This window comes from Streptomyces sp. NPDC058457 (assembly GCF_042720695.1).
In the GTDB taxonomy this organism is placed as follows: domain Bacteria; phylum Actinomycetota; class Actinomycetes; order Streptomycetales; family Streptomycetaceae; genus Streptomyces.
Window position 1 is genome coordinate 75,769 of sequence record NZ_JBHXLU010000045.1, and the last position, 13,813, is coordinate 89,581.

Annotated in this window: 12 protein-coding genes; 3 read left to right on the forward strand and 9 right to left on the reverse strand. The window is 70.8% G+C overall.

Annotated elements, in window-relative coordinates:
- Positions 1–24: 24 nt before the first annotated feature.
- Complete coding sequence (locus ACFWPS_RS30295; protein ID WP_383710457.1) at positions 25–837, forward strand: PhzF family phenazine biosynthesis protein; 813 nt, start codon at positions 25–27, stop codon at positions 835–837.
- On the opposite strand, the gene ACFWPS_RS30300 is transcribed toward ACFWPS_RS30295, so the two are convergent.
- Complete coding sequence (locus tag ACFWPS_RS30300) at positions 827–1,627, reverse strand: CPBP family intramembrane glutamic endopeptidase (RefSeq protein WP_383710460.1); 801 nt, start codon at positions 1,625–1,627, stop codon at positions 827–829. The genes ACFWPS_RS30295 and ACFWPS_RS30300 overlap by 11 nt on opposite strands.
- A 210-nt stretch (positions 1,628–1,837) precedes the next feature.
- Positions 1,838–3,358 (reverse strand): glutamate--cysteine ligase, encoded by a 1,521-nt coding sequence (locus tag ACFWPS_RS30305; RefSeq protein ID WP_383710464.1) that lies wholly within the window; start codon positions 3,356–3,358, stop codon positions 1,838–1,840.
- Positions 3,359–3,915: 557 nt separating this feature from the next.
- On the opposite strand from ACFWPS_RS30305, the gene ACFWPS_RS30310 reads away from it, so the two are divergent.
- Complete coding sequence (locus tag ACFWPS_RS30310; protein ID WP_383710466.1) at positions 3,916–4,500, forward strand: hypothetical protein; 585 nt, start codon at positions 3,916–3,918, stop codon at positions 4,498–4,500.
- 401 nt (positions 4,501–4,901) lie between these two features.
- Entirely contained in the window at positions 4,902–5,108 is a 207-nt protein-coding gene (locus tag ACFWPS_RS30315; RefSeq protein WP_089105610.1) for a DUF5999 family protein, read from the forward strand.
- 107 nt (positions 5,109–5,215) lie between these two features.
- Here the strand turns inward: ACFWPS_RS30315 and ACFWPS_RS30320 are convergent, their stop codons facing one another.
- The 7 genes from ACFWPS_RS30320 to ACFWPS_RS30350 all read right to left on the reverse strand — a co-directional run.
- The gene (locus ACFWPS_RS30320) at positions 5,216–6,268 is read right to left on the reverse strand and encodes an endo-1,4-beta-xylanase (protein ID WP_383710469.1); all 1,053 of its coding nucleotides are present in this window, start codon (positions 6,266–6,268) and stop codon (positions 5,216–5,218) included.
- A 50-nt stretch (positions 6,269–6,318) separates the two neighbouring features.
- On the reverse strand, positions 6,319–7,152 hold the full coding sequence (locus tag ACFWPS_RS30325; RefSeq protein WP_383710472.1) for a carbohydrate ABC transporter permease: 834 nt from the start codon (positions 7,150–7,152) through the stop codon (positions 6,319–6,321).
- The gene (locus tag ACFWPS_RS30330) at positions 7,149–8,144 is read right to left on the reverse strand and encodes a carbohydrate ABC transporter permease (RefSeq protein WP_383710474.1); all 996 of its coding nucleotides are present in this window, start codon (positions 8,142–8,144) and stop codon (positions 7,149–7,151) included. Before ACFWPS_RS30330 ends, ACFWPS_RS30325 begins: the two co-directional genes overlap by 4 nt.
- 8 nt (positions 8,145–8,152) lie before the next feature.
- Positions 8,153–9,445, reverse strand: coding sequence for an extracellular solute-binding protein (locus ACFWPS_RS30335; protein WP_383710477.1), 1,293 nt, complete (start codon positions 9,443–9,445; stop codon positions 8,153–8,155).
- Positions 9,446–9,593: 148 nt separating this feature from the next.
- Positions 9,594–11,108, reverse strand: a complete 1,515-nt coding sequence (locus tag ACFWPS_RS30340; protein WP_383710480.1) for a glycoside hydrolase family 43 protein — start codon at positions 11,106–11,108, stop codon at positions 9,594–9,596.
- 100 nt (positions 11,109–11,208) lie between these two features.
- A complete protein-coding gene (locus ACFWPS_RS30345; protein ID WP_383710483.1) occupies positions 11,209–13,026 on the reverse strand; it encodes an APC family permease in 1,818 nt (605 codons plus the stop codon).
- 109 nt (positions 13,027–13,135) lie between these two features.
- A partial coding sequence (locus ACFWPS_RS30350) for a diaminopimelate decarboxylase family protein (protein ID WP_383710487.1) occupies positions 13,136–13,813 on the reverse strand: 678 nt, incomplete at its 5' end.

Below are 13,813 nucleotides of genomic sequence, written 5' to 3' on the forward strand. Positions count from 1 at the left end.
TGGGCAGGGCCTAGCGTCTGGTTCATGCGGATTCGAATCGTCGATGCCTTTACCGAGCGGCCGTTCGCCGGGAATCCGGCCGGGGTGGTGCTGCTGGACGGCTTTCCCGAGGACGGGTGGATGCAGAGCGTGGCCATGGAGGTGAACCACGCCGAGACCGCGTTCGCGCACCCGCTGCCCGAAGGCGGGGACGCCGACTGGGCGTTGCGGTGGTTCACGCCGGTCACGGAGGTCGCGATGTGCGGGCATGCCACCCTCGCCACGGCTCATGTGCTGCACACCACGGGGGCGCACGCAGGTCCCGTGCGGTTCGCCACCCGGAGTGGGGTGCTGATCGCCTCGACCGGTCCGGACGGGACCATCACCCTGGACTTTCCGACCGCGCCGCTCACCCGGGTCGACGCACCCGACGGTGTCGCAGAGGCACTCGGCGCAGAGCCCGTCGCCGTGTTCGACACCGGGGCGAACATCGGCGACCTGCTCATCGAACTCGCCGACGAGAAGACGGTCCTCGGCCTCTGCCCGGACCACAGGAACCTCGGCGCGCACTCCTCGCGCGGGATCATCGCCACCGCCCGCGCCGAGGACCCGGCCAAGGGGTACGACTACGTCTCCCGCTGCTTCTTCCCGAACGTCGGCATCGATGAGGATCCGGTGACGGGGAGTGCGCACACCGCCCTCGCGCCGCACTGGTCCGGGCGGCTGGGGAGGCCCGATCTCACGGGGCTCCAGGCTTCCCGCCGTACCGGACTCGTCCGCACCGCGCTGCGCGGCGACCGCGTCCTGCTGACCGGGCGCGCGGTCACGGTCATCGACGGCGAACTGCTCACGCCGTAGGCAGCCAGCCCACCTTGCCCGCGAGCAGCGCGTAGCCGACGAAGGCGCCGATGTCGAGCAGGGAGTGCGCGACCACCAGGGGACCGACCCGGCCCCATCGCCGGTACAGGCAGACGAAGACGACGCCCATCACCATGTTGCCGACGAAGCCGCCGATCCCCTGGTAGAGGTGGTACGAGCCGCGCAGGACGGAACTGGCCACCAGCGCCGTGCCGGCGGTCCAGCCCAACTGGTCAAGGCGGCGCAGCAGGTAGCCGACCACGATGACCTCTTCGAGGATCGCGTTCTGCATCGCGGAGAGGATCAGCACGGGGTACTTCCACCACACGTCCGGCAGCGCCTCCGGGACCACCGTGAGGTTGAAGCCGAGGCCGCGTGCGACCAGGTAGAAGGCGATTCCGGCGCTGCCGATCACCGAGGCGATCGCCGCGCCGCGCCCGAGGTCGGGCCAGGGGCGGGTGCGGTCGAAGCCGAGCGTGCGCAGGCTCGCGCCCTCACGGAGGAGGAGGTGGGCGACGAGGAGGACGGGGACGAGTGCCGTCGCGATACCGAAGAGCTGCCAGGCCAGATCCAGCCAGGGGCGGCCCGGCGCGGCCGACGCGTTGAGGGTCGCCGCCTGGTCCTTGAGGCCGCCCGGTTTGGTGACCGAGCCGACGAAGCTGATCAGCGCGGACACTCCGCTCGCACCGAGCGAGAGCCCCAGAACGAGCAGCGTCTCGTCCCTGAACATGCGTTGCGAGGGCCGCTCCAGTGGGTAAGCACCGGCCACCTGATCCGCCTCCACCTGCACTCCTGCCTCCAGTCGAGCAATCCCGCCGCCCCATGGGACGACCCAGCTTGCCCGATCAACCTGGAACAGGCACGACCGACCCCCGCTGCAGCGCCCCGTAAGGGGCGCGGGGCTGTGTCGATGTGCGGCTCCGCCGCGTGGGCGCGACCAGCCCAAACGGCGCCGCACCCGGCACCCCGCCGCACCCCCCACGGCGCCGCCCCGTCGGTCTCACCCCAGCGGCACCGGCTCCAATAACCCCACCGGCCAGGTGTGCACCGGATCGCCCTCGTTCATCAGCTCCGCATAACGCCGCGTCAGCGCCGCGAGCGCCGCATCCCTCGGCAGCCCCCGCTCCAGTGCCCGGTGGAACGTCGCCGCCTGCCAGGACGCCCCGTTGACCCGCCTGCGGCACCGCTCCTCGATCACGCCGAGATAGAAGTCCCGGTCGGCGGGGTCCACTCCCCACGCGTCCAGCCCGGCCTCCGCCAGCGGCAGCAGCTCGTCGCGGACCAGGGTGACCGCGTCCACCTCCGCCGTACCGCCGCCGTACCGCGCCCGCCTCGGCCAGACCAGCCGTGCGTCGATCCCGTACCGGCACGCCGCGTCGAAGTTCGCCTCGGCCGTGGCGAACGGCAGCCGGGTCCACACCGGGCGGGACTCCTCCGCGAGGGCGCGGACCAGGCCGTAGTAGAACGCCGCGTTGGCGACGACGTCGGTGACGGTGGGCCCGGCCGGCAGCACGCGGTTCTCGACGCGCAGGTGGGGGACGCCGTCGGCGATGCCGTAGACCGGCCGGTTCCAGCGGTACACGGTCCCGTTGTGCAGGACGAGTTCCGCGAGCTTCGGCACCCCGCCCTCGTCCAGCACGGCCAGCGGGTCCTCGTCGTCGCAGATCGGCAGCAGCGCCGGGAAGAAGCGCAGGTTCTCCTCGAAGAGCTCGTACGCCGAGCTGATCCAGCGTTCGCCGAACCAGGTGCGCGGCCGCACGCCCTGTGCCTGGAGCTCCGGCGGGCGGGTGTCGGTGGCCTGGAGGAACAGCGGGGGGCGGGACTCCCGCCACAGTTCGCGGCCGAAGAGGAACGGGGAGTTCGCGCCCACGGCGATCTGCGCGGCGACAGCCGCCTGCGCCGCGTTCCACACGTCGGCGAAGCGGGCCGGGGTGACCTGGAGGTGCAGTTGCACGGAGGTGCAGGCGGCCTCCGGGACGATCGACTTCGAGGTGCACACGAGATGCTCGACGCCCTCGATGTCGAGCAGGAAGTCCTCGCCGCGGGCGGCCACGATCTGGTCGTTCAGCAAGGTGTACCGGTCCACCTCGGAGAGGTTCGCGGAGACCAGGTCGTCCCGCTCGAGCGTGGGCAGGATCCCGGTCATCACGATCCCGGCGTCCACCTCGCCCGCCTTCCGGTCGGCGTAGGCCAGCGAGGTCCTGAGTTCCTCCGCGAGCCGGTCGAAAACCCGGCCGCCGAGCCGGTGTGGAGCTATGTTCACTTCCAGATTGAACATGGCGAGTTCTGTTTGGAAATCGCGGCTCGCGATACGTTCCAGAACCTGACCGTTCAACATTCTCGGCAAGCCGTCGGCACCGGCCAGATTCAATTCGATCTCGACGCCCATGAGGTTCTTGGGGCGATCGAACCGCTTCTCCACCAGCAGCCGCTCCAGCCCCGCCAGACAGTCGTGGAGCTTTTCGCGGTAGCGCCGGCGATCGGACAGGTCGTACCGGCCCGCCGCGACCTTCTCCCCCATCGAAGCGTCCCTCCTCGAATGGGCGGGCCGGGCTTCCGGCCGCCGGTGTCCCGAGTCCAGGTGGGATGATGCCCAGCGGAGGCGATCGATAACGTCGCGCGGGGCACCGGCACCCGCTACTCTGTTGGAATGTGTCCCGCGGCACATTCACGAGGCATGGAGCAGCACGCAACTTCGGGTTCCCCGTTCCCCTCGTGAAAAACGCCGACTACATCCGGCCTACCGCGACAGCCTCGAAATCCGAGGTCAGCGGGGTTCCGACGGGCAGGAAATCGGGAGGATTCCGCACGAATCCACGGCCGAATTGCACCTTGTTCTGATGTATGAAACGGCCCGGTGAAACACCACCTGAACAGGCGTCGTATAAACTCCGCGGACAAGGCAGAAGGCTGGCGCCCACGGTCCTGGTTCCTGCCGCCTGAGTGACGTGCGGCAGGCAACGCCCGCACCTCTCTTCACCGAACCGGGCCCCCGCCTCTCTGACCCCTGTGAGCTGACAGCGCCGTCCGCCCCCCGCCCTCGCGCCACCGCGCCTGTCGAATGAGAGGCGACCCACCATGCCGCTGCAAGTCCCTCCTGCCCCCGCGCCCGCACTGCGTTCCGTCCTCACCGCCCTCGGTTCCCCCACCGCGGTCCGCGAGGCCCGGACCCCGTCCCTGCGTACCGCCCAGGGACCCGCGACCCCCGAACTCCCGCTTCCCGTGCACGTGCTGGACCGGATCACCCCGGAGGGCGTGTCCGCCACCCGGCTGGCCGGCTGGCGCTTCCTGATCCGTTGCGGCGACCGGGCAGTGGCCGCGGCCGACACGATGCTCACCCCGGACGGCTGGGCCTTCTCACACTTCTTCGAGGGCCCCTACATCACCTCCACCGAGCGCGCCCTGCACCAGGCCGAGGTCCTGCAACAGACGTACCAGCCGCGCCTGTTGTCCCTGCCGGGCCTCTACATGCTCACCCTGTGGCTGCACGGCGACTGCACGGCGGACGGCGCCGAGGGACACCCGGCCGCCACCGACCTGCTCGTGCCGCTGGCACCCGCCCCGCCCGGTATCGCGTCCCACCGGCCGCACCTGGTCGCCGAGCTGCTCCCGGTGCTGACCGACAGGATCACCCCGGCCCCCCTGCTCATCACGCCCGCCTGACACCGTCGCCGCCGTACCCCGCCGCTACCGGTCGAGCGGCGGGGTACGCGCGCGTTCCGGGGGACGGGCGTATTTTTGTATGGCACAGCCCCGAGGTACCGGTGTCATGGTCCGAGGCACCGGATTCCGCTCGTACGAGCAATTCACTGCTCCTAAGAGCCGGAATAGCCCTCACGTCGCAATGGCCCGCCGTCCGGACTAGCCCCATCCGGCCATGTAAAACCATCCGAATCGGCAACCCGGCCGGGATGAACCGTCCGCGCGGGTGACGCGTCTCCAACCTGTGAGAAGCGGTGCAGCGAAATCCCTGCGGAGCAACGCCCGAAAGGCAACACTGGATTCCGACCGACTCATCAGTACGGGGGACCGACATGATCACGACCGAGCGAGAGACCCTATCCATGTGCCAGCACCAGCCGCCGTGTCCGACCGCCGAATCCGCCGACCGGGAGTCCGCCCGCCTCACGGCGCACCACCCGGAGCAGGGCTGGAGCCTGCTGTGCAACGGCGTTCTGCTCTTCGAGGACACCGGTGAGCTCCTGCCCGACGGCCAGATCATCGCGCCGCACCGCCCGCTCGGTGCCGGCCGCGTGGTGACCGCCGCCTGAGAGACCACCGCACCACCCCGGGCGGCCCCGCCGCTCCGCCCGGTGACCAGCAGGGGCCGGACGCACACACATGGTGCGCACCGGCCCCGACGTGCGTCCGGGGTTGGTCACCCCGTGTAGCCGAGCGCTGTGCGCAGCGCGAAGTAGGCCGGTTTGGGGGCGAGTTGCTCGTCCCAGGGCAGGGCCGCACCCTCACCGGGGAAGAACGCCGGGATCCACGAGTACTTGTCCGTGTAGTCCCAGACCGTGATGCCCACGCAGTGCCGGACCGCCAGGCAGGCCTTGGTCAGATCGGCGTACCAGGCGGCCTGCTCGGCCAGCTTCTCGTCGGTGGCCGGCAGTTGCATCCGTATGTCCACCTCGGTGAGCGCGGTGTCCAGGCCGAGGCGGGAGAAGCGGCGGAGGTTGTCCTCCAGAGTGGCCGGATAGCCGTACTGGAGGGCGAGGTGGGCCTGGAAGCCGATGCCGTCCAGCGGGACGCCTGCGGCCTTGAGCTGCTCGGCGAGCGCGTAGTAGGCGTCGCTCTTCGCGCCGAGGGCCTCGATGTTGTAGTCGTTGAGGTAGAGCTTCGCGTGCGGGTCGGCCTGGTGGGCCCAGCGCAGTGCGTCCGCGATGTAGCCGGGGCCGAGCGTCTTGTACCAGAGGGTCTCGCGGTAGCTGCCGTCCTCGTTGAAGGCTTCGTTGACGACGTCCCAGGAGTAGACCTTGCCCCGGTAGTGCCGTACCTCGGTCTGGATGTGCTTCTTCAGGACGGCCCGCAGTTCGTTGGCCGTCCAGTCGCGTGAGGTGAGCCAGTCGGGCAGCTGGCTGTGCCAGACCAGGGTGTGGGCGCGGACCTGCTGGTGGTTCCTGCGGGCCAGGTTCACGATCTGGTCGCCGTTGGTCCAGTCGAAGACGCCCTGCTGGGGCTCGGTGGCGTACCACTTCATGCCGTTGCCGGGCGTGATCATGTCGAACTCGGTGCCGAGCAGCTTCGTGTAGGCGGTGTCGGTGAGTTCGGGGTTGTCGGTGGCGCTGCCGAAGTAGCGGCCGTGGCGCTGGGCCAGTTCGGCGAGGGTGGGCTGCCGGTCGTGGGCCTGGGCGGCCGGGCCGGTGGCCACTCCGGCCGCCACGAGTACGGCCGCGAGGGCACCGGCGAGTCTGAGCCGGGTACGGGACATCGTGCGACTCCGATCAGTAGGGATGACCAGTCGGGACGACCAGTGGTGAATCAGCCCTTGGTGGCGCCGGCGGTGAGGCCGCCGACGAGCTGGCGCTCGGCGACCGAGTAGAAGGCCAGGGCGGGAACCATGGCGAGGACCAGGTAGGCGAAGACCCGGGCGGTGTCGGTGGCGTACTGGCCCTGGAACTGCTGCACACCGACCGGGATCGTCCACCACTTCGGATCGGTGAAGACCAGCAGCGGCAGGAAGAAGTTGTTCCAGCTGGTGACGACCGCGAGCACGGAGACCGTGCCGAGCGCGGGCCGGGCCATGGGCAGCAGGATCCGCCAGAAGAAGGCGAACGGCCCGCAGCCGTCGAGGGTGGCCGCCTCCTCCAGCTCGCCGGGGATCTCCCGGAAGAAGCCGCGCAGGATGATGATGGTCATCGGCAGCCCGAACGCGGCCTGCGGAAGGATCACACCCAGCGGGTTGTCCAGCAGGTTCATCGAGCGCAGCAGCAGGAAGAGGGGCAGGGCGGCCACCGCGAAGGGGAACATCAGGCCCATCGTGAACACGGTGAACAGGACTTCCCGCCCGCGGAACGCGAACCTCGCGAAGGAGAAGGCGGCGAGTGCCGACACCGCGACCACGAGCACCGTGGTGGCCACCGCGATCAGCGTGCTGTTGCCGACCAGCCGCCAGAACGCGCCGGAGCCGAGGATGCCGGTGTAGTTGGAGACGACCCAGGACTCGGGCAGCCCCACCGGGTTGCGGGACAGCTCGCCGGTCGTCTTGAACCCGGACAGCAGGGCGTACAGCAGGGGTACGACCATCAGCGTGCCGACCACGACGAGAATCAGGTGCAGCGGAAGTGTCCGTACGGTCTTGCGGCTGTCGCTCATGCGCCGTCCCCCCGCATGGTCGTGGTGGCGCCCGCCAGGTCACGGCGGAGCACGAACCGCTGGTAGGCGAGGGCGAAGACGAGGCTGACGGCGAACATGGCCACGCTGATCGCGCTCGCGTAGCCGACCTGGTAGCGCTTGAAGCCGTACTGGAACATGGTCACGGCCATGGTCTCCGAGTGGTGGTCGGGGCCGCCCGCGGTGACCACCCACACCAGGTCGAAGAGCTGGATGGAGCCGATCACCGACAGGAAGACGCTGATGCGCAGGGTGGGCGCGAGCAGTGGCAGGGTGACGTGCCGGAAGCGCTGCCAGGGCGAGGCGCCGTCGACGGTCGCGGCCTCCGTCAACTCGGCCGGGATGGACTGGAGTCCGGCCAGGTAGAGCATCATGTGGAAGCCGAAGTACTTCCAGGTCATGACCAGGAAGAGGGTGGCCATGACGGTGGAGGGGTCCGAGAACCACTTCCCGCCGAGCGCGCCGAGGCCGATGTCGCTCAGAAGGTGGTCGGCGAGACCGTCGCCGGGCGCGAAGATCATGCCGAACAGGACGCCGGTGATCGCCTCGGAGAGCACGTACGGCGCGAAGAACAGCATCCGGTAGACGGCCCGGCCGCGGATGCGCTGGTTGAGCAGGACCGCCATGGCGAGCGCGAACGGCAGTTGCAGCGCCAGCGACAGCAGGACCAGGAGCAGGCAGCGCCACAGGTCGCCGAGGAAGACGTCGTCCTGGAAGAGCCGGGTGAAGTTGTCGGCGCCGGTGTAGTCGGAGGGCATGCCGAAGCCGCCCCAGCGGAAGAACGAGGCGTACAGCGCGAACAGGATCGGCAGCAGGACGAGGACGCCGAACAGGACGAGGGCGGGCAGCTGGAAGCCCATCGCGGTGAGCCAGTGCAGCAGCCGGCGCCTGGTGCGCGCCCGGCCCGCGGGCGGGAGCGGCTGCGGCGCGGCGTCCGGGCCCGACCTTGTGCCGGGCAGGTAGGTCGAGGTCATCGGGCGGCCTACTGCTCTTCCTTCGCGGTCTTGGTGATCGCCTGGGTGACGTCCTCGGGCGACTTGGACCCGGCGATCAGCCCGGCGACGCTGTCGTTGACCTGCTGGCCGACGGCGGGCGCGTACGCCTGGTCGAGGTAGAGCTGGAATCCGGTGGCGGCCTTCAACTGGGCCTGTACGAGCTTGAGGTTGGTGTCGGTCAGGGCGCTCTCGGCGGCCGGCAGGACGGGCAGCACACCGGTCTTCTTCACCAGTTCCACGTCGGTGGTCTCGGAGGCGAAGAACTGCAGGAAGTCGACGGCGGCCTGCGGGGCGTCGGCGCGCAGCGCGTGTCCGCCGCCGCCTCCGAAGACCTCGGTGACGGTGCCCTTGCCGCCCTCGACGGCCGGGAACGGGAAGAAGCCGAGGTCGGCGCCGATGCCCTTCCCGGCGTCGGCCTCGACGCTCGGGGCCCACTGGCCCATCAGCTCCATCGCGGCCTTGGCGTTGCCGACGGTGGCGGCCTGGCCGGTCGGGGTGGAGTAGGCGGCGCCCAGGAACCCCTTCTGGAAGGGCTGGAGGGCGACGAGGTCCTTCAGGTGCTGTCCGGCCTCGACGAACCCGGCACCGGTGAAGTCCTTGTCGTCGTTCGCCTTCTTGAGGGCGTCGATCCCGGCGGTGCGCATCGCGAGGTAGGCCCAGTAGTACATGCCGGTCCAGCTCTCCTTGCCGGCCAGGGCGAGCGGGGTGACACCGGCGGTCTTCAGCTTCTTCACGGCGTCGAGGAAGCCGCTCCAGGTGGCCGGGGGCGTGCTGATGCCGGCCTTCTTGAAGAGCGCCTTGTTGTACCAGAAGCCGATCATGCCGATGTCGAACGGGATGCCGTACGTCTTGCCGTCCAGGAGGTACGGCTGCTTGGCGACCGAGAGCAGGCCTTCGGCCCAGGACTTGGTGGGGTCGGTGAGGTCCTTGACGAGACCGGCGTCGACCTGCTGCTGGAGGACGCCGCCGCCCCAGGTGTGGAAGATGTCGGGGAGCTTCCCGGAGGCGGTCAGGGCCGTCATCTTCGTCTTGTAGGCGTCGTTCTCCAGCTGGACGATCTTTATCTTGACCTTGGGGTTCTGCGCCTCGAACTTCTTGGCGAGAGCCGCCCAGACGCCCTTCGCCGGGTTGGTCGTGGAGATGTTCCACCACTCGATGGTGGTCGTTCCCCCCGACGACCCCGAGTCCGAGCCGCCGCAGCCGCTGAGGGCGGTCATGCCCAGACCGGCGGCCGCGGTGGCCGCCAGGAAACCGCGACGGGACAGTGCCGGGTCGCCCATGATGCGCTCCTTGGGGTACGGGACGACCGACGCCGTCCTGGTTCGGTGGTGCTCTGGGGCCGCCGTTTTCGAAACATTCGGTATTTTCACCGAACGTTCCGAACGGCGACTCTAGAAAGGCGCATCAGGAGCGTCAAGGTGTCGCGCATCAGCTCATCGGCATGTATGCGAACCAGTCGAAGGCGGCCCGCCCTTCGGTGACGTACATGCCGATCACCCGGCCGGTGAACCCGCCTGCCACCTCGGTGGAGAGATACCGGCCGTCGAGTTCGGCCAGCCGAACGACACCGTCGGACGTTTCGATCGAAAGGGTCACGGCATCGGGCCCGGCGGGACGGACGCCGGTCCCGTCGTCCTGCCCTGGAGCGGTGGCGGTGGGCGGCGGCACCCGGGTGGTACGGATCTCCACCACGAGGGTCAACGGGCCCGGCGGCACCGCGCGTTCGGCGAGCCGCTGCCGCAGGGGCCCGATCCGTGCGACCGCGCTCACCACTCCCCCGCCCACCTCCAGGTCGTAGTGGTGGGCCTCGTCGATACGGACCGTCAGACCCGCGCGGCCCGGGGCCGGGTCGAGCAGTGCGGCGGCCCGGCAGTCGGCATGCTGCTGACGCCGGCCGATGAATGTGTGCCCGGGGCGGTCGAGGCTGTCCCCGGTGGCCGTGAGCGTCAGCCAGCCGGGCCGTTCGGCAAGCGACCAGGACCCGTCCGGCCGGCTGCGCGGGGAGATCCAGTGCGCCGCGAGGGCGGGGGCCGTGAAGTCGTCGCGTACGGGCGGCTGTTCGAGCGGGTGCCAGGCGGCCGGTGCCTCCTCCCGCTCCCGCACCCGGCCCATGCGCGGCCAGCCGTCCACCCACGTCACCGGGGCCAGGAAGGTCTCCCGGCCGAGCACGTGGAACTCGGGGAACCAGCCGCGCGGCCGGGTGCCGAGCAGCACCGCCCACCAGCTGCCGTCGGCCGCCCGGACGAGGTCGGCGTGCCCGGTGCACTGGACCGGTTCCCGGGTGCCCCGGTGCGAGAGCAGCGGATTGCCGGGCGCGGGCTCCCAGGGCCCGCGCGGCGAACGGGCGCGGGCCACGGACACCCCGTGCCCGAGTGCGGTGCCGCCCTCGGCGACCAGCAGGTACCACCACTCCCCGACCCGGTGGAGGTGCGGCGCCTCGGGGTCACGCAGCCCGGTCCCGGACCACATCGGCAGCGGCCCCTCCAGCACCTTCCCGGTCCGGGTGTCGATCCGGGCGACGGCGACCCCCGCCACGGCACACCAGCAGTCGCCGTTCTCGTCCCAGGCGAGGTCGGGGTCGATGCCGGGGACGTCGATCCACACCGGGTCGGACCAGGGCCCCTCGGGCCGCTCGGCGGTGACGAGGAGGTTGCCCCCGCCGCTGACATTGGTCGTGATGACGTGGAAGAGCCCGTCGTGGTGCCGGATCGTCGGGGCGTACACACCGCCCGAGGCCGGCGTGTCGTCCGGCAGCGTCAACTGGCCGGGCCGGTCGAGGACGTTGCCGAGCTGCCGCCAGTGCACCAGGTCCCGGCTGTGGAAGAGCGGGACGCCGGGGAAGTACTCGAAGCTGGAACAGACGAGGTAGTAGTCCTCCCCGACCCGGCACACGCTCGGGTCGGGGTGGAAGCCGGGGATGACCGGGTTGCCGTAGGTGCGCATGTGTGTGCCCCTCCCCAGGCCGTGCCGAAAGTTTCGGCGCGGTCGGCGAACATTACGGGGCGCACTGTAGGAGGCGGCCCGGGGCCCGACAAGGCAGCCGTCACAGCTTCAACCGGTAGGGCAGCAGGCACACCACGACGTCGGTGCGGGCCCGCAGGACGGTGGCGAGCAGCAGTCCGCGCTGGTTCTGGAGGATCTCGTAGCGCCGGTGCCTCGGCTCCACCTCGGGGATGAGGACGGCGACCTGGCGGCCGTCCGCCGCGGCCTGTTGCACGTACTCGACGACCGGCTGCACCAGCGAGCGGTGCGGGCTGTCGACGATGTCGAGGCGCACACCGGGGTTCCAGCGCTCCCAGGCCTCCTCCAGCGCCCGGGACCTGGCCGGGTCGCCGTGCACCGCGACCGCGACCACCTCGTCGCCGAGGGCGAGGGCGGCGCCGAGGGCGTGCCGGGCGAGCTTGCTGACCTCGCCGATCGGCACGATCACCAGGCTGGCGGTACGCCGGACCGGCGGTTCCGGGATGCGGCCGAGGCCCAGCTCCTCGCCCACCTCGGTGTAGTAGCGCTGGATGCGGGCGAACAGCAGCATCATCAGGGGTACGGCGAGCACGACCACCCAGGCGCCGGAGAGGAACTTGGTGAACAGCAGGATGACGCCGGCCAGGGTGGTGAGCACGGCGCCGGTGCCGTTGATGAAGGCGCGGCGTTTCCAGCCTGCCGGGCGCCCGGTCGCCCAGTGCCGGACCAGGCCGGCCTGGCTGAGGGTGAAGCCGATGAAGACGCCGATGGCGAAGAGCGGGAGCAGCCGGTGGGTGTCGGCGTCGGTGGCCAGCAGGAGCAGTGCGGCGAGCAGGGCGAGGGCGACCACGCCGTAGCGGTAGACCGGGCGTTCGGCACGCAGGCCGAAGAGGTGGGGCAGCCGGTGGTCGCGGGCGAGCAGGCTCATCAGCACCGGCAGTCCGCCGAAGCTGGTGTTGGCGGCCAGACCGAGGACGAGGGTGACGAGGAGGTTGGTGGCGTAGTAGGGCCAGCCGGTGCCGTAGGCGCCCGCGGTGAGCTGGGCGAGGACGGTCACCCCGCCGCGCGGGGCGACACGGTCGCGGTGGATGAGGACGGCCAGGCCGATCAGCATGGTCCCGAGCAGCGCGCCGAGCATCAGCTCGGTGCGCTGGGCGCGCTTGACGCTGGGGGTGCGGAAGGTCGGTACGGCGTTGGCGATGGCCTCGACACCGGTCAGGGCCGAGCAGCCGGACGAGAACGCCTTGAGGACCACCAGCGCGGTCAGCGCCTCGGTCGCGTGCACGGGCTGGGCGGTGCCGACGACGGCGACCGGGTGCGAGCGCAGCAGGCCGAGCAGGATCACGCCGAGGATCGCCACGATGAACAGGAGGGTCGGCAGCATCAGCACCCGGGCGCTCTCGGTGACGCCGCGCAGGTTGACGGCCGTCAGCAGGGCCAGGCCGACCAGGCAGACGACCAGCTTGTCGTGGGCGAGGGCCGGGAAGGCGGAGACGAGCGCGTCGGCGCCCGCGGCGAGACTCACGGCGACGGTGAGCACGTAGTCGACGACCAGGCTGGCGGCGGCCAGCAGGCTCGCGGTGGCGCCGAGGTCCGCCTTGGCGACGGCGTAGGCGCCACCGCCGTCCGGGTGTACGGCGATGACCTGGCCGTACGACACGACGAGCGCGGCGAGCAGGAAGGCGATCGCGAGGGTGATGGGCAGGGTCGCGGTGAGCGCGCCGGTACCGGCGACCACCAGGGCCAGCACGATCGCCTCGGGTCCGTACGCCACCGAGCTGAGCGCGTCCAGGGAGAGCGCGGCCAACCCTTCCAGGCTGGTCAGGCGGTGTTTGTCGCCCTCGCCCGGGCGCAGCGGAACCTTCGGTCTCAGTTCACGGCGTGCCAGGCCATACGCCATCGGTACCTCATCACGGCCGGTGGGACGGTCGGCAACAGTGTCCTCTGTGCCGTGTCCGTGCGCCCGTGGGCTGCCGCTCGTCCGACGGTGAGCCGGCGGCGCGGCCCGGTCAGAGCCCGACGTCCCGGCGGCGGATGTCGTCCAGGGACTCGCGCCGGACCAGCAGGCGGGCGTGGCCGTCGCGGACGGCGGTGACCGGCGGGCGGCCGACCAGGTTGTAGCCGGAGGCCATGGAGAGGTGGTAGGCGCCGGCCACCGGAACCGCGAGCAGGTCGCCGGGGCGCAGGTCGGAGGGAAGTTCGACGTCGGCGGCCAGGACGTCGCCCGCCTCGCAGTGCCGGCCGACGACGGTCACCGGGGCCGACGGCCCGCCGCTCGCGCGGCCGATGAGCCGGGGCGCGTAGCGGACGCCGTACAGCGCGGGCCGCGGGTTGTCGCTCATGCCGCCGTCGACGGCGACGAAGGTGTGGTCGCCGGTCCTCTTGACGGCGAGGACGCGGTACACGGCGATCCCTGCCGGGCCCACGATGGCCCGCCCCGGTTCGATGATCAGGCGGGGCACCGGCAGTCCGGCCGCCGCGCAGGCGTCGGACAGTTCGGCGCGCACCCTGCGGGCCAGGGCGGTGAGGTCGAGGGCCGCCTCGCCGGGGCGGTAGGCGATGCCGTGGCCGCCGCCCAGGTCCAGCTCGGGTAGCACCAGTCCGTGCTGTTCGTGCAGCCGGGCCATGAGCCCGACCACCCGGCGCACGGCGGCGAGGTACGGCTTGACGCTGGTGATCTGGGAGCC